Source organism: Moorena sp. SIO3I8, assembly GCF_010692325.1.
Lineage (GTDB): Bacteria > Cyanobacteriota > Cyanobacteriia > Cyanobacteriales > Coleofasciculaceae > Moorena.
The window spans coordinates 1-19,198 of the sequence record NZ_JAAHHW010000005.1 but is presented as its reverse complement, the minus strand read 5'-3'; the positions used below and the strand labels follow the sequence as shown (position 1 = coordinate 19,198).

Genomic DNA, 19,198 nt, shown 5'->3' with positions numbered 1-19,198 from the left:
TGGAGCGATAGCGATTGACTAATAAGTAGTAACTATTTTTACGATGACTTGAGAGTTAGTTAAATCAGTAACCGTCTTGCTGTCTTCTGGATTGAGACGAATATCTACTTCGACAACTCTGGCATCTACGTCAGCAGCTGGATCAGTGTCAAGAACATCCTGTTTGTCAATTTGTTGCCCAATTCTAACTACAGTGCCATTGAGTTTACCTTCAAATGCCTTGCTTTCACTAATAATAGTTACTTTCTGCCCTAGCTTGACTTTACCAATATCACTTTCGTAGACTTCAGCAACAACCATCATTTGGTCAGTTTGCCCTAGTTCCACAATTCCCTTTTCTGGATCGATGGTTTCTCCTGGATAAGTGTTAATTTTCAAAATTTGACTATCTAGTGGAGAATGGACGTAAGCAAATTTTAATTCTGCTTCGGCTTGCTTGACTTGTGCCATAGCCATTTCTAGCTCCGCTTCAGCCTGTCTAATATCTACTAGACGTACTTCTTTTATCTCTTCGAGGGTAGCTTTGGCTTCGTTAATCTGTGCTTCTACCACAGCTAGGGTCTGGTTGCGGTTGACAATAGCTTCTTTGAGTTCTTCCCTGAGGGTGCTTATAGTTTGGCTGCGGTTGGCTATGGCTTCACTGACGCTCTCTTGGGCGGTTTCTACGCTTAGGCGGCGGCTGTCTAATTCGGAAATTGCGATCGCACCGTCTCGTTCTAACTGCTCATAGCGCTGAAAATCTGCTTGCACATTCCTTAACTGAGCCTCTAATCGCCTGACTGTGGCATCTTTCTCTTGTTGTGTTTCTTGCAGCTGAGTCTGTAAACGGTCAATGCGAGTTTGTAGCGCCTCCTTCTGCCCCCGATACTCTGCCTCTAGTCGTTTAATCTTAGCCTCCTGAGCAGCAATGGTGCCACTTTTAGCACCGGCTTTGACTTTCTCCAAGTTCGCACGGCTTACTTTAACCTCCGCTTTGGCTCGTTCTAAATCCGCTTGTAAGCGATCGCGATTTTCCATGATGGCAATCAATTGATTGGCACCTACTCTATCCCCTTCCTTAACGAGTAACTGAGCCACCCTTGGTGCTTGAAAAGTTGTTGGAGCAGCTAATTGAATAACTTCCCCCTCAGGTTCGAGACGTCCTAGAGCAGTTACAGCTCGGATAGCTGGGGTTGTACTGGGGGATGGCACTGGTTCTGGCGGGCGCTCACTGACCATTTCCAAACTATATCGGCTAGCGACCACAGTTGCCAGAATCCCAACACTAGCCAGTACAATCACCCAACGACTTAGGGGCTTTGATAATCCCTGATCTTTTATCCCAATCTTTGGCTCCATGACTCCTCCCGTTAAATCAACTTCTGTCGGTTATATGAGCCATAACTATCTCTTTTGTGCCATATTATATGGCTCCTTACTATTTAATTTATCATAACGGAAATACAATTACGAGCACCGGTAAAAGATTTTTTGAGCAATCCCTCATTACTGGGTCAGCTGAAATTCAGCAGAGTGCATAGCAGGGGTTCCCGCTCGCAACTTTGCTAAAAGTTTAACGAAGGTTTTCTTTTCTGCGCCAGTCAGGTTAGCCATCAAACCTGTCACCCGATTAAAGTGGTTGGGAAGCATTTCCTTCAAGAACTGCCAACCGTTTGGGGTCAGCTGAACCATCAGCATCCGTCGGTCATCTGGGTGGGGCTGGCGTTTAACTAACCCTTGACGTTCGAGACCATCGAGCAGACCTGTGATCGTCCCACGAGTAACACCAGCCTGTTGAGCACATTCGGAAGGAGTCAACCCTAACTCACCAGCTTTGTGTAATAGCATGAGTACGGTAAACTTACCGATTGATAACTCGTAGCGACCCAAATGAGTGTCAATCGCTTCGTAGATCTCAGTGGTAGTTTTCAGGAACGACAGACAAGTAAACACTGATGCTATATCTAGCTCAGGGTACTGTCTCGCCACATTTAGCAGTTCCTGCTCTGAGGGAAGGTCACGTTTAGTGAACATAGTCTATCCCATTAAAAAAGTTTGCCGACTTATTATTATCGTGCCTTACTATAGTATTTCTCAAATAGGTGAGGTATACAAGTTGTGGATTTTACGTAACAGGGAATAGGGAATAGGGAATAGGGAATAGGGAAAAGGTAACAGGTAACAGGTAACAGGGAAAAGGTAACAGGTAACAGGTAACAGGAAAAAAATCCTGTGTACCTCATTAATATGATAACCGCTATCATCCATTGCTCCATCCCTAAACTAATCAGCAAACTAATCAGCTTTACCATTCATTAAGTATCAAGATCCTGGCAAGTCAAATAGTACGGAGGTCATATAGTTCTCTGCCCATTCAACACCAAACGCTTTTTCAAGCACCCGCCGGGTTTTGTCATTCTGCCGCTGCTTGCTGCAATAATAGTGTTGACCTGCAATAATTTCTGCTTGCTTTTCTCTAGAGACCGGTAGGGCATTTGCAGCATGGGCACAGTGAATCTGTAATAAATCATCCACCCATGCCAGGAACTGTGCTTCTTCTTCTGGACCATTGGGACGCACAAAAATGCAAAATTCTGAAAAAATGTCCGCCCAAGGTGGTAAGTCACGGGGCTGTTTAAACTCAGGTTTTGGTAGGGTCTCTAAAGAACAGTGATAGGCTTCTGGTAAGGTACGTTTAGGGTGGAGTGGAGAAAGGTCTGCGATCGCAGCGCTGATTTGTCCTCTAGCTGCCACCACATCACAGCCAAACATGGGCAAAGCATACTCTGGACGAGGAAACATTACACAGTGTAAAATGTCCAACATCTCACCTATTTTTGCCAATTCCAGGTGCATTTTCCGAAACTGACGTGTTTGATAGCAATGGTTTTCGATAGTCAGTTTCTCTCCCTCAAGCCGTCCTTCCACGTAGCCTAACTCGGCTGGTAAATCATAGGTCGAAAGGTCGAAGTAGCGCCGCCAGTTCGATTCAATACAGTCCGCCAGCTTAGCGCACAGAGGGTTTTGTTGGGTTCTTAGGGATGGCGTGGAAGTGGTTGACATTCCTTAACACTTAAAGGCTATGGGTAACATTGAGGCAACAGGCTTGCAGACAAAAGGGTTGGATGGGTTCTCCCCCCATTATCCCCCTTAACAAGAGGGGTAGGCAAAAGATAAAAGGCATACAAGACTTGAAGTATCAACCATTGCATTGATTGTAACCTTTGCAAATGGTAGATTTTTATACTTTATCTTTCCTCCTTCATCCAACGACCTCTATCTTCTCACCTTATCGGTGACTATCAATTGGAGCAAGACATCCTAAGTATGGACTTCGGATAAGCTTAGGATATCAGCTTGCCATGGGCAATCCTTTAGCGCTACACAAAACTTTGTTACTGCTGGGATTGGATCTAGGATTTTGTTTGCGATTAGCCCGAAGGGCTACGCTACGCGAACGCATGGAATTCCTTCCTAGTACCATGGACTAGGGGTGCATTGCTGAGGGGCGGGATGAATATGAGTGGGGTGGGCATCCTGCCCGCCCGAAAATGACTACATTGAGTCGGCTACCTAGATTGAGCTAGGTTGATTCTGCGCCTAGTAAAACCATAGAGTAGATTAGCTAGACAATTTTTTGGCTTTGCTGTGAAGTAGGATGGGCTAAGTGCTATCAAGCAGTTCAAGGTTAATTCTAGGTTAAAAGGAGTTTGGAGGAAATTGATATGTTTGGTTTAGGATGGCCGGAAGTAATGATTATTGGCGTTGTGGCGGTTGTGATTTTTGGACCGAAGAAAATTCCTGAAATCGGCAGCGCCCTAGGGAAAACCCTCAGAGGCTTCAAAGACGAGATGAATAATCCGACATCAGACGCTAAGGAGTCACAAACTGAGCAGAAAGATTCATAATTAACAAAACTTTCAGCGCTTGATTCATCCTACTTCGTTGTCCGCGATTAGCCCGAAGGGCTACGCTTCGCGAACGCATCTAACTGCTGCCAGTCATTGATAATAATTTTGCCTCCCCGCTTGTAGGTAACCACTGAATTGATCGAATTTATCTTTTTGAACAAACGCACGCATTCTTCATAGGTTATACCTATACTGCGAGCAATTTGATAGTACGGAAGGTTGACATTTAAGGAGTCTCCCTGAGCAACAGACTGAGTTCCATAGCGAGTTGCATAGTATTGCAGTAGACGCACCAGTCGTACAATTGCCCTTTCAGAAATTAGCCCATGTACGGTGTTATGAATTTGTTGCAGGCGTTGGTTAAAGACTTCCAGGATTCGCAACGCCACTTCTGGGGTATGGCGAATAGTCTCTAACAGGGCCTCTCGTTCTATGGTTAGCACTAGGGAGTCCACCTGACAAATAACTGTTGCGGGAGCAATACCATTACCAAAAATTGCCGGAGCTGCAAAAATATCCCCCTCAGGGATGATGCGCAAAAGGCTTTCTTTACCACTCGTCCCGGTTTTTTTAATTTGCAGGGTTCCCTTGATTAAGGCATAGAGTTGGCAGGGGAGGCGATCGCCCTCGTAGATCACAATCTCATCCCGCAAATAAGTCCGTACTTTGGTATAAGGCTGAAGATTCTCTAGCGCTGAGGTTTCTAGGTCTTTCAGCACCCAGACTTGAGCTAATTGTTCTATGGATGAGACCATGCCTACCAGTCCTTTGAGAGTGTTTGATAGTTATAGTATTTCTCAATTCGGTAGGGAGCAGGGAGCAGGGAGCAGGGAGCAGGGAACAGGGAGCAGGGAACAGGGAACAGGGAGAAGAGTGTGGGGAGAGGGGGTAGTGTGGGGAGAGAGGGGAGAGCACAAGAGTGTGTGTGGGGAGAGGGAGGAGAGGGAAGAATTAGTTTGAGATTAATTTGGTATCTTTAAATACTTTTTTTCTAATGGTCTTGATGCATATCCTCATCTGACTCCCCATTTCCCCATCTCCCCATCTCCCCATCTCCCCATCTCCCCATCTCCCCATCCCCCCACACTTCCCTCCCTTTCCCTACTCCCTACTCCCTACTCCCTTTGCTTTTACTTCCTTTATGAGCTAGCTCAAGGACAGCCCTAACTATTTCTGTCACAGTAAAACTAGCAACGAGTTCAGAGATATAGCACTACGCATTAAGGTGTTTGACATTGATACAAGCTGAAACGCTCTTTTAGTGAACTTTTGCCTCTTGCCTCTTGCCTCTTGCCTTGCGCGTAACGCTATATTTCCAAATCTTAGAACTTCCTAAATTTGTGATGAGGAAAGGATAATGGTTAATGCGATCGCTAAAGCAAACACATCGTTTAGCACTTCTCTACAAAAATTAGCTGACTATCCACATACAGGGATGATTAGCAAAGTTTTGCTCAAGGATAACAATTGCCAATACACCCTATTTTGTTTGGCAAAAGGTACAGCAATTGAGGAGCATACTTCACCTCGTAATGCGGCCATCACGGTAATTGAAGGGAAAGGAATTCTGACTTTAGACCAGAAAGAGATTACCTTAGAAGCAGGAGTCTTTATCTTTATACCTGCTAAAGCACCTCATAAGTTACAAGCCCAAGAAAATCTTAAATTTCTGCTAACCCTCTCGGAACAGCCCTTACCGGTGAATCAGGTTAGCCAAGAAACCATAGATATCATCAAGTCCACAGCCCCCCTCCTCAAAAAGCATGGTAAGCAAATTACTACTCGGATGTATGAAATCATGTTTCACAACCATCCAGAGGTAAAAGCACAGTTTGATATGTCAGCTCAAGCTAATGGTTCTCAACCAGCAAAATTAGCTACAGCAGTCTATAGTTATGCTACCAAAATTGATAATCCGGAGGATTTAAAATCAATGGTTGAGTTGATTGCCCATCGTCATGTAAAAACCAATGTTAAACCAGAACAATATCCCATTGTGGGAGAGAGTTTACTACAAGCGATGAAGGATGTGTTGGATGAAGCGGCGACAGAGGAAATGATAGTAGCTTGGACAGAAGCTTATCAGATATTAGCTGATATTTTTATTAACCGAGAACGTCAAATCTATCAATCATTATAGCAATCTGGGAGTCGGGAGTCGGGAACAGGGAGTAGGGAGTAGGGAGTAGGGAATATGAGAACTGCTATATTGCCGTTAGTTTAAATTCCCAGCAGTCAAAACCTGCTCAACGGTTAACATCAGCTCAGGAAACGTAGGTGATGTTAACCGTTGATTTCCAGTTGCCGTGGAACGGGCATGTTGGTGGAACGGGCATGTTGGTGGAACGGGCATGTTGGTGGAACGGGCATGTTGGTGGAACGGGCATGTTGGTGGAATGGGCATGTTGGTGGAACGGGCATCTTGGTGGAATGGGCATGTTGGTGGAACGGGCATCTTGGTGGAATGGGCATCTTGCCCGTTATCAATATTCCCAGGCGGGCAGGATGCCCACCCCACTCCTATTCATCCCGCCCCTCAGCAATGCCAAAAATCCTGTGTACCTCATAGCTATAAGAAACGCTATAAGCACCTCAAGTAGCGTGGCCAACGGCCAACGGCTGACTGCTGACTGCTGACTGCTGACTGCTTACGAAAAATGATCCGAGTTGAATATAGCGGTTTCTATCCTAATGAGGTACACAGGATTTTTTCCCTGTTCCCTGTTCCCTGTTCCCTGTTCCCTAAAACCAAGGACTCTGTACCTCACCCAATTAAAAACCGCTATATTCCTAAAAATATTACGATATATTTCATTGTTGAATATTCCTAAAAATGTTACGATATATTTCATTTTTAGGGATTTTCTCTCTTTTGTTGTTTTTCATGTTAGGGTTATTTTGGTGGCAGTTATAAGTATAGAAAACCTATTGCCCTATTCCATAGTCTTCTTGTCAATATTATCCTCCAATTATTAGGCGGGATAGATACTACCTATGTTGGATCATGTTCTCTCGTTTCTTAAGGAACAACTCAACAGCTACATCCGAGTAAAAACCGGGGGTCAGGCTTTTGAGGTCTTATTTCTTCAGGATCGCAACGGGAAAGAAGTTTCCTTAGAAGAGAATGCGATTACTACCTTATTAGTCAACTTAGAAGAAGACTATACCTTTCGTTCTGGTGCCGCCTATGAAAGGATGCCTAATCAGGGGGGTAACCAGCAAAACAACCCTAATCTTTACCTCAATTTATACGTTCTCTATGCTGCTAATTTTACTAATTACCGGCAATCTTTAAAGTTTTTATCCCTAATTATCAAATACTTTCAAAGTCATCGATTATTTGATTGTCGTAACTCTCCAACCCTCAGTTCGGAGATCCAAAAGTTGACCATAGAACTGGTTAATTTGCCTTTTACTGAACAAAGAGAGGTTTGGTCTGGTTTAGGCATGTCTTATATGCCTTCAGTCATTTATAAAGTCAGAATGGTTGTCTTTGCCGATGGGGATACGGTGGAAATTGGCTCTGATGTAACTGAGAAGGAAGTTAGTAGTTCAAGAATCTAGTATCGCCGCCAAACTAAAACCCAAGGGTCATCTAGATTATGCTTTATAAGCCACTCTTTGAATTAAGTATTCTTCACGACTATTATCGGGATAAAGTCTGCCCGGACTTAAGTGTTGAACCAACACCTGAATGTAGCAGGATACTTAGGGGTCATCGTCTGATTGTTAAGAATAAAGTTAACGGAATAGTGGTCATTGCCCCAGTAGTTACGGAAGATTCAGAAAATTCAGAAAATTCAGAAAATTCAGAAAATTCAGAAAATTCAGAACAGAAACCCTGGATAGAACTTGCTGATAATTTGCGATTTACTTTTCTATTGAAAATCAAAAATCAAGATTTTATTGAATTCACAGATATTGAATTCACAGATATTGATTGCATATATAGTAAATGGAAATCCAGTATAAATGCTATTTTGTTTCATGTTAGCAATGAAAAAAAGAATGAAATCAAAGTGTCAGAGGATAAAAACTATACTAACTTCTGTTATCTAAAAGTGCCCAGGGGACAGAATATTTTAGCCATTGTGGATATTTATAATAACTCTTCCATGCCTAAAGATTTGAATGAAGTGAGGGAATATAAAATCATCTTTAAAGCAAAAAAACAACTGTGGTACTATTACTTGGTAACTAATGTAAATAATAGCGATGAATTCTTGATTGAAGATAAAGAGACAACCAGGAACCCAAAAATTCAATTTATACCTTGTGTCGAGTCTGAAGATACAGAGTCAATATTTTCTGCCCTTAACCAACAATTTCCTAAATCTCAACAATATTGCTTTAAATCATGTTTAGAAATTGCTTGTCAGGAAGCTGGGATAAAAAATATTCAACTTTTAAAAAAGAAAAAGACTGAACTTGGCGATCCCTCTGTGTGGATTGATCATTTACCTAATCCCCCTAATCAGAACGGAATTCAAGTCATTAATGCCCTGAAATACCTATAAAAATTGAAACGTAAGGATTGAACCATGGTAACGTATAAAACTCCCAATGTTTATGTCGAGGAAATTTCTACATTTCCCCCCTCAGTCGCTGAGGTATCTACAGCGATTCCAGCTTTTATCGGTTACACAGAGAAAGCTAAACGAGGCAGTGAAGATTTAACCAATACACCCACTCGAATTAGTTCACTGCTTGACTATGAAACTTTGTTTGGCAAAGCTCAAGCAAGTAAATTTGTAGTAACAGCAAACGGAGATGGTATTGCTAGCATTGAACCTCCTGAATTCAAGTATTTAATGTATTATGCCTTGCGGATGTATTTTGATAACGGTGGGGGCAGTTGTTACATTGTTTCGGTGGGTAATTACAACGGAACTAAAAAAAATAATGATTTTAGAGCAGGCTTATCAGCTTTAGAAAAAGAAGATGAACCCACTTTAATCATGCTTACCGATGCCGCTAATTTAAGTACTGAAACCGATTATTACGATCTTTGTGGACAAGCTTTGATGCAATGCAATAAATTAAAAGATCGGTTTGCAATCTTCGACGTTATGAAAGATAAAGTTGATGAATTCCGAGATGGAATTGGTACAGCATATTTAAAATATGGCGCAGCTTATTCTCCCTACCTCCAAACATCACTCAACTACTATTACACCGATGTTTCTGTAACTGTATCAGTCCTAGACATACGCTTTGAATACACCACAGACCCTAAAGGTATTCTAGTCACGTATACAGGGAATAAGGAAGATCAACCTAAAGTAGCTATTACTACTAGTACAGGTACAGATCAAAAACAAAATATCGATTTTTCGCTCGACCGTAATACTAAGACTCTAACAATAAAACTCAATGCAAGCAGTGCAAAAGGAAAAAACATCATCGCCGAATGGAAAAAATGGAAAAAAATTCCTGAAAATAGCAATGGTAATTCCTTCAATATAGAGCAAAACGGAGATGGTAGTGACGATATATCATCAGTTGTCAATCCAACACCTCTCGAAGCCCTACATCCCAAGGTGTACAACACAGACCTTAATGGTATTTTAGTCACTTATGTCGGTCCGGAGAACGATGAACCCAAAGTAGCTATTACTCTTGACAAGAATCAGCCAACAGATGTAGACTTTGAAATTGACAGTAACTTGACTCTAACAATAAAACTCAAAAGAAACACAGCAACTGTAAAACAAATTACCGACGCATGGAAAACATGGAAAGCTGGAAATAGCACTGATAATAATTTTGAAATAAAGCAAAGCGGAGATGGTAGTGCCGATATATCATCAGATTCAGAAAATTCAGATGGTAGTGCCGATATATCATCAGATTCAGAAAATTCAGATGGTAGTGCAAAACCTCTCACTACCCCTCCTCCTCTAGAGTATTACAAAACTACTAAAACAGATTTGTATAACAAGGTTAAGACTGAACTAGGTAAACAGCGAGTCGTATTACCTCCAAGTGCTGCTGTAGCAGGGGTATATGCCAGGGTAGATCGGGACAGGGGAGTTTGGAAAGCACCTGCTAATGTCAGCTTGGCATCGGTACTTGCGCCTACGGAAAAAATTACCAACGAGGAACAGGAAAATCTTAACGTTGATCCCACCGCCGGTAAATCCATCAATGCTATTCGTAGCTTTACCGGAAAAGGAACTTTAATTTGGGGAGCAAGGACTTTAGCGGGTAATGACAATGAATGGCGCTATATCCCTGTGCGCAGACTGTTCAATCTGATTGAAGAATCGATTCAGAAAGCCACTGCATTTGTGGTCTTTGAGTCTAACAACACCATCACCTGGCTGAAAGTGAAGTCCCTAATTGAAAGTTATCTAGAGGGATTATGGCGACAGGGTGCCCTGGCTGGTAGCACTCCTGAACAAGCTTTCTTTGTTAATATCGGACTGGGTAAAAGCATGAGAGCACAGGACATTTTAGAAGGACGGATGATTGTGGAAATTGGTCTGGCAGCAGTCCGTCCGGCTGAGTTCATTATCCTGAAATTCTCCCATAAATTACAGGAAGCATAGGGGGAATTCAAAATTCAAAATTCAAAATTCAAAATTGTAAGCATTCAGCGGTCAGTGGTCAGTGGTCAGTGGTCAGTGGTCAGTGGTCAGTGGTCAGTGGTCAGTGGTCAGTGGTCAGTGGTCAGCGGTCAGTGGTCAGCCGTGAGCCATTCCCGTAGCGTGGCCATAGGCCAATAGCTGTTCGCGTAGCGTGCGCGTAGCGCTTAAGCTGATAGCTGATAGCTGTTCGCGTAGCGTGCGCGTAGCGCTTAAGCTGATAGCTTACCTTATCTAGCGGTTTTTAGTCTAATGAGGTACACAAAATTTTTGTCCTGTTCCCTCTTATCTTTTCCCTGTTCCCAGATCCGCTGTTCCCTAAAACCAGAAACTCTGTACCTCACCAAATTACAAACCGCTATAACAGTCAAACTAAACCTAAAGTAATTAAGGAAACATAAATCATGGCAGACACAGTACAACAAATCAAAGATACTTATCCAATTCCGGTATTTTATTACCGAGTCACCATCGATGGAGATGATTCCCACGCTTTCTCAGAGGTATCGGGATTAAGCATTGAATTTGAAACGATTACTTATCGAGATGGCCTGAGTTATAAAGATGGGCCAAAGTACATGCCAGGATTGGACACTCCCATTAACCTAACCCTACAGAAAGGAATTGTCAGAAAAGACAGCTATTTATTTGAATGGTTTAGCACGATTAACCTCAATACCGTCGAAAAGCGAGATCTTAGGATTGACTTGTTAGACGAGTCAGGTGAAGCAGTTGTCTCCTGGGAAGTTGGAAATGCTTTCCCTAAGAAATTAGATGCACCGTCATTTAATGCCACTAGCAATGAAGTTGCTATTGAAAGTTTAGAACTAATGGCTAATACTCTCAAGGTTAATAACCCTCCATTATAATCATTAGAGTTCCCGGCAATGGTCGGTAACAGGGAACAGGGAACAGGGAACAGGGAACAGGGAATCAAGAATTGAGAATAACACTATCGGACAAATAACTATTTTTACAAGAGGTCTATAGCGGTTTATAACCTAATCAGGTACACAATATTTTTGACCTGTTCCCTATGTTCCCCTCCTGGGAGGGGTTAGGGGTGGGTTCCTCTTCTCTCTTCCCTGCTCCCTGCTCCCTGCTCCCTGTTCCCTAAAACCCAATAATTTGTACTTCACCGAATTGAAAACCGCTGTAAGTTATGGCAGATAATTTCCCCATTCCGGAACTTACTTTGACTGAAAATCCCCCGGTTGGATTTAATTTTATGGTCGTCTTTTTCATTGGTGGAATTCTGCCTAATCCCTTAGATATTCGCTTTCAAAAGGTATCGGGAATTTCTGCGGAAATAAGCACAACAGACATCCGTGAAGGGGGTGAAAATATTTTCAGACATCGTTTGCCTAATCAGGTTACCTATAACAATCTGGTTTTAGAACGAGGAATGGTGATTGGCTCTCCTCTGAATGTAGAGTTTAACGTTGCTATGAGTACCATGAAATTTGCCCCCAGCAATGTCTTAGTCATGTTGCTTGATGAAAACACTGTTCCTGTTTCTAGTTGGTTATTTAAGAGAGCTTATCCAGTAAAATGGTCAACATCCGATCTAGATGCTAATGCCAATGCTGTGGTTATAGATACGATGGAATTAGCCTATGTGAGATTTCAAAGTGTGAGGATTTAGCTATGCCAGTGGAAATCAAAGAATTAATTATTCGTGCCAACATTGTGGATAATAGTGAGTCTAAGCATGGAAATAGTGAGAATGGACATAGTTATGATAATACTTTAGCTCCCCAGATGGGAGAAAATTATGAACAAAAAGGTGAAATAATTGCTGCTTGTGTGGCCCAGGTACTGAAAATACTGGAGCGGAAAAAAGAGAGATAAGGTAAGGAACTGTGGGGAGGGTGGGGAGAGGGGGAGATAGGGAGATGGGGAGATGGGGGAGATTTTTATAGCAGAAGTCAGAAGTCAGAAGTCAGAAGTCAGAAGTCAGAAGCGGTGCGACCCTGGTGATTTCTAATCACCATCAGAATGCGCACCAAGAGAGTCAAACTCTTGCGCTTACTTAGGTTTGAGACTTTTGTCATGTCCTAACTGCCCTGGCGACTGCTATATTAAAGGTAATGGTAATAACATGAGATAGCGTTTCTCATAGCTATGAGGTACACATTCTTTTTTCCCTCTTGCCTATTGCCTATTGCCTCTTGCCTCTTGCCTCTTGCCTATTCCCTGTTCCCGATTCCCGATTCCCGATTCCCGATTCCCGATTCCCGATTCCCTGCTCCCGATTCCCGATTCCCGATTCCCTATTCCCTAAAACCCAAGAATAATTTATACTTCACCCAAATAATCATTATATGATCAAAAACCCTTTTAAATTAGAAAAGCTGAAGATTCGTGTTTATAAAGATGGAAAACGGACTGGAAAGGGAGAAGATACCTTTGAAGTCATGTTTAATCCGGAATCCTATTCCTTACAATACGGGAATGTTTATCAAAAAAAACAGGGACTTAATACCAGTGGACGCGAAGCAAAATATACTCTCAGCAAACCCGAAGAATTGTCCCTCAAGTTAATTTTAGATGACACAGGGGTAGCAGATGATGGAGGTTTTGGGTTTGCCGGAGCTTCATTAGTTGGCAATCTTTTAGGGACGAGAGATGTTGACAAGCAAGTAGACCGCTTTCTGAAGCTAACAACATTTATGGATGGAAAAATCCATGAGCCTAAATATCTCAGAATTGAATGGGGAAACTTAACTTTTGATTGCCGTCTCCAATCTGTTAATGTTAAGTATACACTTTTTAACCGTAGCGGAAAACCGATAAGAGCTGAGTTAGATACAGTTTTTATCGAGGATATAAAAGATTCCAAGCGAATTGCACAAGAAAAGAAAAGCTCACCCGATCTTACCCATACTAGAACTATAAAAGCTGGAGATAAGTTGCCTGTGATGGCTCAAGAGATATACGGTGAATCGGCTTATTATATCCAGCTTGCCCGTGCTAATAATCTCAATAACTTCAGAAAGTTAAAAACCGGAACAACTATCAATTTACCGCCAATAGAGAAGTAAAAAATAATGAGTGGTGTTGTCACAGCAACAATTTTGAGTAAAGGTAAAAAAATGAACTCTGAATATAATGTCATGTCGATTGACATTATCAAAGAGGTGAATAAAATCCCGATAGCTCAAATTATTTTATTAGATGGTGACGCGGCAGACCAAGAATTTGCTATTAGCAATACAGAGTTTTTTAAACCAGGCAAAGAAATTGAAATTAAGCTTCGCTATGAAGGGGAAAAACAAAAGGAAGCAACAGTGTTTAAGGGAATTATAGTTAGACACTGTGTTCAAGCCGATCGCTATAGTTCTCTGCTCACTGTTGATTTAAAAGATGCAGCATACAAACTAACCACCCAACGAAAAAGTGCTGTGTTTCGAGATATGACAGACAAGGATATTATCGGCAAAGTCATCAACACTGGGGGTGGGGGGTTAAAATTCAAATCTACTGCTGTAACTAAACCAAAGCATAAGGAAATGGTGCAATATTACTGCACTGACTGGGATTTCATTTTATCTCGTGCGGATGTCAATGGTCTGTGGGTTTTAGTTGATGATGGCGAAATTACGGTTAAAGAGCCCTTACTAAAGGGGAAACTAAAACATACCTTTGAGTATGGCAAAGATGAAATTTACCAGTTTGAAATGGAAGCTGATATTTGCGATCAGAAAGCGTCGGTAGAAAGTACAGCTTGGGATATCAAAACACAGAAATTATTACAATCACAAAAAGCGAAAGAGTTTTCTACCACCCAGGGTAATTTAAAAGGAGATGAATTAGCCAAAACCATTGGTGCAGATAACTATCAATTAATCAGTTTAGCTCCCTTAGATGACCAGGAAGTAAAAGCTTGGGCAGATGCCAAGTTACAAAAAAGTCGTCTGTCACTGTTTAAAGGTCGCTTCAACTTACCTGGATTTGCTGATATTAAACCAGGAGATATGATAAAAATTGATGGAATAGGAAAGCGCTTCAATGGCAAAACTTTAGTAACGGCTATTCGACATCAATTTAGTAGACAAGGCTGGCAAACCTATGTACAATTTGGCTTGTCAGCTAGCTGGTTTTATCAACAAACTAATGACATTATTGATACACCAGTGGCGGGATTGATTCCAGCTATCCATGGGTTGCAAATTGGGATTGTGGATAAGTATGAAGCGGATCCAGAAAAACAGTTTAGGGTAAAAGTCAGAATTCCTTCAATTGAAAAAGATGGTATTGTTTGGGCAAGATTAGCCTCTGTTGAGGCTGGTAATAAAAGGGGTATTTTCTTTAGACCAGAAACCGGGGATGAGGTTATTCTCGGTTTTATCAATGATGACCCTAGACAAGCGATAATTCTGGGTGCGGTGCATAGTGGTAAAAATGCTTTGCCCCCTGGTTTGACAGTAACCAAGGAAAATAATAAGAAAGGAATAGTTACCAAAAACTCCCTAAAACTTATATTTGATGATGAAAATAAGTTAATCGAAATTAGTACAGGCAATGGCAATACCTTTAAATTATCCGAGCAGGATAAAGGGATTAAATTGGAAGATGAAAATGGGAATACAATTACGATGGATAATCAAGGAATTAAGATAAAATCAAGTAAAGACCTTGTGATGGAGGGTAACTATATCAAGATTAAAGGCTCGAGGGTGGATATTAATTGAGGCAAGGGTGGGGCGGGGGCGCGGGGAGATGGGGAGATGGGGAGATGGGGAGATGGGGGAGATTTTTATTAAGGGTAATTATCCTGAGATGATACAAGAGGCAAAAGGCAAGAGGCAAGAGGCAAGAGGCAACAGTCCGTAGGGTGTGTTAGCGATAGCGTAACGCACCATTGTACGAACTTTGGTGCGTTACACTAAAAGCTAACGCACCCTACAAATCCTACAAATCCTACTGCTAAAAACAACCATGTCTCAAACCATATTAAAACCAAAAAATCCAATTCCACCCCTTGAAAGTGGAGATCTACTTACTCAGGTTGAATTTGAACAGCGTTATGCACAGATGCCCAATGTCAAAAAAGCGGAATTAATCGAAGGAGTTGTTTATATGGCATCACCCTTAAGAATGACCCAACATGCTAATCCCCATGCTCGTATTATGACTTGGTTGGGTACATATTGGTCAGCTACACCAGGGGTAGAAGTGGGCGATAATGCGACTGTACGTCTAGATGCAGACAATGAACCTCAACCGGATGCTTTACTAAGACTAACGGTAGATGGACAATCAAGGATTAGTGAAGACGGCTATGTAGAAGGTGCGCCAGAATTAATCGTAGAAATAGCAGCTAGTACGGCCTCTATTGATTTAAATGATAAATTAAAAGCTTACCGACGTAATCAAGTTCAAGAATATTTAGTTTGGCGGGTTTATGACGGAGAACTTGATTGGTTTCGGTTAAGGGAAGGAAAATATATAAAACTAAAACCGAATGATAAAGGCATTATCTGTAGTGACTACTTCCCTGGCTTATGGTTAGCCCAAGACGCTTTACTAACTGGAGACTTAGGCCAAGTATTAGCCATTTTACAGGAGGGATTAAAATCACCAGAACATGAAAATCTAGTAAATAAATTGACCGATAAGGGGAAGGTTGACTAGAACTTGAGGCAAGAGGCAATAGGTAATGGGTAATAGGTAATAGGTAATAGGTAATAGGTAATAGGTAATAGGTAATAGGCAATAGGTAATAGGTAATAGGCAAGAGGCAAGAGGCAAGAGGCAAATGGAAGAAAACAGTCCGTAGGGTGCGTTAGTGACAGCGTAACGCACCAAAGTCAGGGAACAGGGAACAGTCCGTAGGGTGCGTTAGTGACAGCGTAACGCACCAAATTCGGGACAATGGTGCGTTACGCTAAAAGCTAACGCACCCTACAAAGACACATAAGGCAAGAGGCAAGAGGCAAATGGAAGAAAACCGCTCTTTTTTAGGGACAGGATGGAGTTTTCCCCCGACATTTAACCGGGATACTGGAAGGGTGGAGATGGTTTCTGATCACGAGGATATTGTCCAAAGTTTGGAAATTATCCTGTCAACCCGTCCAGGGGAACGGATTATGCAGCCTGACTTTGGTTGCGAATTGAGTCAGTTTCTGTTTGAGGAAATTACTCAAGGGTTAATTACGGGAATTCGAGGCACGATTTCTGATGCTCTTTTGAACCATGAGCATCGTATAGATGTGGAGGAGATAAATATAGAGGACAGTGAAATAGACGGATTGTTGTTAATAAGTATTACCTATACCGTGCGAGTCACTAATTCTAGGTTTAACCTGGTTTATCCTTTTTATCTTAATGAAGCTCAAACGGTTTGAGTTCTTGTATAGCGGTTTTCAATTGGGTGAGGTACAAAGAACAGGGAATAGGGAACAGGGAACAGGGAACAGGGAACAGGGAACAGAGCTTGTAGGGTGGGCTGCATGTCGATGATTCCAGATCAAATAGGGAAGTGGCTCAGCATTTGCCCACCCTACGCCACTCCCCGCGCCCCCGCCCCGCACTCCCCGCGCCCACTCCCCTATTGCCGCTGTAAGGCATGTAAACGAAAACTTAAGCTAACATTTATTTAGAGACGTTTTTCCTGATAAATACTGAAATTAATGACTTATCTATTAACAGAGGCTTTTCAGAAAGCACAAAATTTACCAGAAGAGATACAAGACGAACTGGCTCATCAGTTAATCGAAGATATTGAGAATGAACTTAAATGGCAAAAAACATTATCACAATCTCAAACCTCTTTCCTAGACGAATTAGCCCGTAAAGCATTAAATGAATCTAAGATAGGGGAAACGAAAGTTATGGGTTTTGATGAATTATGAAGTCAGAATTAACCAATGACTTTGTAAACTGTTTTGGAAAATTACCAGAAAAAGTAAAGCAGACTGCACGAAAAAATTATAAACTTTGGAAACAGAATCCCAACCATCCAAGTTTAGAGTTTAAGAAACTTCAGACTCAAGAGCCAATATACTCTGTTAGGGTGGGAATCGGTTGGCGTGCTGTAGGAGTTATGAAAAAGACAGATACAATAGTTTGGTTTTGGATTGGCTCTCACACTGAATATGATAAGTTACTTAAAAAGTTATAATGTGATTGCCGCTAGATAAAACTTACAAAGAAAAAGACTGACCCAAAAAAAACCGAAAATCAGGCATAGCACAATGGCAAATTCGGTCACGAAAAAAGTCTCATCAAGGCAAATACCTGACTTAGGTCAAAAAAAGAGCAACAGCTTGTAGGGTGGGCTGCATGTCGAGGATTCGAGATCTTATTGTGATTGGATCAGCATTTGCCCACCCTACGCCACTACCTACGCTTCAGGTTTGGTGGGCAAATGGACCCGATTCCAGATCAAATTGTCAGAGGTACAGCATTTGCCCACCCTACGCCACTGTTCGAGCGGGCAGGATGCCCACTCTACCTATTCCCTATTCCCTATTCCCTGTTCCCTGTTCCCTATTCCCTATTCCCTATTCCCTATTCCCTAAAACTCCCCACAACTAAAACCACCCTTCTATCTCTTCGTTTGTCAACATTTTCTTCAATTTAAGATATTCCCGTTTTGTGGCTTCATAGATATGTTCCATGTTCACGGGTTCATCGGCGGCGGCGGCCAAAAAGGCGGCATTTAGGGCAATATTGCGAATATTTCCGCCAGCTACATTGAGTTGACCCAGTTTCTGGTAATTTAAGTTTTGGGTTGGTGTCTGGGCAGGAAAAATGCGCTGCCAAATTTGGGTACGGATTTCGGGTTGGGGAAAAGGAAACTCCACCACAAAGCGAATGCGGCGGGAAAAGGCACTATCGAGGGCGCTTTGGAAATTGGTGGTCAAAATAGCTAACCCTTGATAGGCTTCCATGCGTTGCAGCAAATAGCTGACTTCGATGTTAGCGTGGCGGTCGTGACTGTCTTGAACTTGGGTACGCTTACCAAACAGGGCATCCGCTTCGTCAAACAGAAGAATAGCACTTCCGGTTTCTGCTGCATCAAAGATCCGCCGCAGATTCTTTTCGGTCTCACCAATATATTTACTGACAACTCTACTTAGGTCGATGCGATAAAGATCCAGGCGAAATTCCTTAGCTAATACCTCTGCTGCCATGGTTTTACCAGTACCGCTAGCCCCGTAAAATAGGGCGCTGATGCCCAAACCCCGATGGCCTTTTTGGGCGAAACCCCATTGCTGATAGACTTTATACTTGTGTCTGAGATGAGTGGCAATATCCCCAAGAAGCAGCCGTTGTGGGGTTGGTAATACCAAATCGTCCCAGGTAGCCGTAGCATTGATAGGTTGCGCTAAGTGATCTAATTGATTACGGGCATTATGGCGGCAGAAATCCCATAATTGAGTAGAGTCTTGAATTTTGAATTTTGAATTTTGAATTTTGAATTGATCACAGGCAGCTTGAATAGTAGCATGATTGAGGTTAAACTGTACCGCGATGCGCTCAAGTTGACCGTTAAGTTCTGCTGCTGCTGACCCTATATGGCTTTCCCACAGGCAATATTTTTCCTCGTGGCTCAATGGGGGGATGTCAAGGTTAACAATAGTCCGCTGACAGTCAATTTTTCGGTCAACTTGAGCGCATCGCGGTACAGTTTAACCTCAATCATGCTACTATTCAAGCTGCCTGTGATCAATTCAAAATTCAAAATTCAAAATTCAAAATTCAAGACTCTAC

27 protein-coding genes are annotated in these 19,198 nt (G+C 42.1%); 20 read left to right on the top strand and 7 right to left on the bottom strand.

Features of this window, described 5'->3' with window-relative positions; translation table 11 throughout:
* Nucleotides 1-18: 18 nt before the first annotated feature.
* The 4 genes from F6K51_RS03310 to F6K51_RS03295 form a co-directional block, all read right to left on the bottom strand.
* Nucleotides 19-1,338 (bottom strand): ABC exporter membrane fusion protein, encoded by a 1,320-nt coding sequence (locus F6K51_RS03310; RefSeq protein ID WP_293018039.1) that lies wholly within the window; start codon nt 1,336-1,338, stop codon nt 19-21.
* Nucleotides 1,339-1,485: 147 nt separating this feature from the next.
* On the bottom strand, nt 1,486-2,013 hold the full coding sequence (locus F6K51_RS03305; protein WP_293018037.1) for a MarR family transcriptional regulator: 528 nt from the start codon (nt 2,011-2,013) through the stop codon (nt 1,486-1,488).
* A gap of 35 nt (nt 2,014-2,048) precedes the next feature.
* On the bottom strand, nt 2,049-2,222 hold the full coding sequence (locus F6K51_RS03300) for a hypothetical protein (RefSeq protein WP_293018036.1): 174 nt from the start codon (nt 2,220-2,222) through the stop codon (nt 2,049-2,051).
* A 79-nt stretch (nt 2,223-2,301) separates the two neighbouring features.
* Nucleotides 2,302-3,042, bottom strand: a complete 741-nt coding sequence (locus F6K51_RS03295) for a phycocyanobilin:ferredoxin oxidoreductase (protein ID WP_293018035.1) — start codon at nt 3,040-3,042, stop codon at nt 2,302-2,304.
* Nucleotides 3,043-3,689: 647 nt separating this feature from the next.
* On the opposite strand from F6K51_RS03295, the gene F6K51_RS03290 reads away from it, so the two are divergent.
* On the top strand, nt 3,690-3,887 hold the full coding sequence (locus F6K51_RS03290) for a twin-arginine translocase TatA/TatE family subunit (RefSeq protein ID WP_364302334.1): 198 nt from the start codon (nt 3,690-3,692) through the stop codon (nt 3,885-3,887).
* A 47-nt stretch (nt 3,888-3,934) separates the two neighbouring features.
* Here the strand turns inward: F6K51_RS03290 and F6K51_RS03285 are convergent, their stop codons facing one another.
* Nucleotides 3,935-4,645: a Crp/Fnr family transcriptional regulator gene (locus tag F6K51_RS03285; RefSeq protein ID WP_293018033.1), complete on the bottom strand. Its 711-nt coding sequence runs from the start codon at nt 4,643-4,645 to the stop codon at nt 3,935-3,937.
* A 196-nt stretch (nt 4,646-4,841) separates the two neighbouring features.
* Nucleotides 4,842-4,967, bottom strand: a complete 126-nt coding sequence (locus F6K51_RS03280; protein ID WP_293018031.1) for a hypothetical protein — start codon at nt 4,965-4,967, stop codon at nt 4,842-4,844.
* Between the two features lie 280 nt (nt 4,968-5,247).
* Between F6K51_RS03280 and F6K51_RS03275 the strand changes: the two genes are divergently transcribed.
* The 19 genes from F6K51_RS03275 (at nt 5,248) to F6K51_RS03185 (ending at nt 18,019) form a co-directional block, all read left to right on the top strand.
* Nucleotides 5,248-6,030 (top strand): globin domain-containing protein, encoded by a 783-nt coding sequence (locus tag F6K51_RS03275; RefSeq protein ID WP_293018029.1) that lies wholly within the window; start codon nt 5,248-5,250, stop codon nt 6,028-6,030.
* 166 nt (nt 6,031-6,196) lie between these two features.
* Nucleotides 6,197-6,490, top strand: coding sequence for a hypothetical protein (locus F6K51_RS03270; protein WP_293018027.1), 294 nt, complete (start codon nt 6,197-6,199; stop codon nt 6,488-6,490).
* Nucleotides 6,491-6,547: 57 nt separating this feature from the next.
* Nucleotides 6,548-6,721, top strand: coding sequence for a hypothetical protein (locus tag F6K51_RS03265; RefSeq protein ID WP_293018025.1), 174 nt, complete (start codon nt 6,548-6,550; stop codon nt 6,719-6,721).
* A 163-nt stretch (nt 6,722-6,884) separates the two neighbouring features.
* On the top strand, nt 6,885-7,454 hold the full coding sequence (locus F6K51_RS03260; RefSeq protein WP_293018023.1) for a DUF4255 domain-containing protein: 570 nt from the start codon (nt 6,885-6,887) through the stop codon (nt 7,452-7,454).
* A 38-nt stretch (nt 7,455-7,492) separates the two neighbouring features.
* Nucleotides 7,493-8,407 carry a hypothetical protein gene (locus tag F6K51_RS03255; RefSeq protein WP_293018021.1) on the top strand — a complete coding sequence of 305 codons (915 nt, stop codon included), beginning with the start codon at nt 7,493-7,495 and terminating at the stop codon, nt 8,405-8,407.
* Between the two features lie 24 nt (nt 8,408-8,431).
* A complete protein-coding gene (locus F6K51_RS03250; RefSeq protein ID WP_293018019.1) occupies nt 8,432-10,441 on the top strand; it encodes a phage tail sheath C-terminal domain-containing protein in 2,010 nt (669 codons plus the stop codon).
* 54 nt (nt 10,442-10,495) lie between these two features.
* Complete coding sequence (locus F6K51_RS03245; protein WP_293018017.1) at nt 10,496-10,618, top strand: hypothetical protein; 123 nt, start codon at nt 10,496-10,498, stop codon at nt 10,616-10,618.
* Nucleotides 10,619-10,729: 111 nt separating this feature from the next.
* Entirely contained in the window at nt 10,730-10,864 is a 135-nt protein-coding gene (locus F6K51_RS03240; RefSeq protein ID WP_293018015.1) for a hypothetical protein, read from the top strand.
* Between the two features lie 17 nt (nt 10,865-10,881).
* Nucleotides 10,882-11,346 (top strand): phage tail protein, encoded by a 465-nt coding sequence (locus tag F6K51_RS03235; protein ID WP_293018013.1) that lies wholly within the window; start codon nt 10,882-10,884, stop codon nt 11,344-11,346.
* A gap of 293 nt (nt 11,347-11,639) precedes the next feature.
* Nucleotides 11,640-12,122, top strand: coding sequence for a phage tail protein (locus F6K51_RS03230; protein WP_293018011.1), 483 nt, complete (start codon nt 11,640-11,642; stop codon nt 12,120-12,122).
* A gap of 2 nt (nt 12,123-12,124) precedes the next feature.
* Nucleotides 12,125-12,328: a DUF5908 family protein gene (locus F6K51_RS03225; RefSeq protein WP_293018008.1), complete on the top strand. Its 204-nt coding sequence runs from the start codon at nt 12,125-12,127 to the stop codon at nt 12,326-12,328.
* Nucleotides 12,329-12,601: 273 nt separating this feature from the next.
* A complete protein-coding gene (locus F6K51_RS03220) occupies nt 12,602-12,805 on the top strand; it encodes a hypothetical protein (protein WP_293018006.1) in 204 nt (67 codons plus the stop codon).
* Nucleotides 12,802-13,521 (top strand): hypothetical protein, encoded by a 720-nt coding sequence (locus tag F6K51_RS03215; RefSeq protein ID WP_293018004.1) that lies wholly within the window; start codon nt 12,802-12,804, stop codon nt 13,519-13,521. Before F6K51_RS03220 ends, F6K51_RS03215 begins: the two co-directional genes overlap by 4 nt.
* Before the next feature lie 6 nt (nt 13,522-13,527).
* Nucleotides 13,528-15,171: a type VI secretion system tip protein VgrG gene (vgrG, locus tag F6K51_RS03210; RefSeq protein ID WP_293018002.1), complete on the top strand. Its 1,644-nt coding sequence runs from the start codon at nt 13,528-13,530 to the stop codon at nt 15,169-15,171.
* 247 nt (nt 15,172-15,418) lie between these two features.
* Complete coding sequence (locus tag F6K51_RS03205) at nt 15,419-16,114, top strand: Uma2 family endonuclease (RefSeq protein WP_293018000.1); 696 nt, start codon at nt 15,419-15,421, stop codon at nt 16,112-16,114.
* A gap of 305 nt (nt 16,115-16,419) precedes the next feature.
* Entirely contained in the window at nt 16,420-16,827 is a 408-nt protein-coding gene (locus F6K51_RS03200) for a GPW/gp25 family protein (protein ID WP_293017998.1), read from the top strand.
* A 285-nt stretch (nt 16,828-17,112) separates the two neighbouring features.
* A complete protein-coding gene (locus F6K51_RS03195) occupies nt 17,113-17,334 on the top strand; it encodes a hypothetical protein (protein WP_287314436.1) in 222 nt (73 codons plus the stop codon).
* Complete coding sequence (locus F6K51_RS03190; protein ID WP_293017996.1) at nt 17,331-17,603, top strand: hypothetical protein; 273 nt, start codon at nt 17,331-17,333, stop codon at nt 17,601-17,603. Before F6K51_RS03195 ends, F6K51_RS03190 begins: the two co-directional genes overlap by 4 nt.
* A gap of 185 nt (nt 17,604-17,788) precedes the next feature.
* A complete protein-coding gene (locus F6K51_RS03185) occupies nt 17,789-18,019 on the top strand; it encodes a hypothetical protein (RefSeq protein WP_293017995.1) in 231 nt (76 codons plus the stop codon).
* On the opposite strand, the gene F6K51_RS03180 is transcribed toward F6K51_RS03185, so the two are convergent.
* Nucleotides 18,016-19,041: an ATP-binding protein gene (locus F6K51_RS03180; RefSeq protein ID WP_365939899.1), complete on the bottom strand. Its 1,026-nt coding sequence runs from the start codon at nt 19,039-19,041 to the stop codon at nt 18,016-18,018. The two genes, F6K51_RS03185 and F6K51_RS03180, sit on opposite strands and share 4 nt — an antisense overlap.
* Nucleotides 19,042-19,198 lie beyond the last annotated feature (157 nt).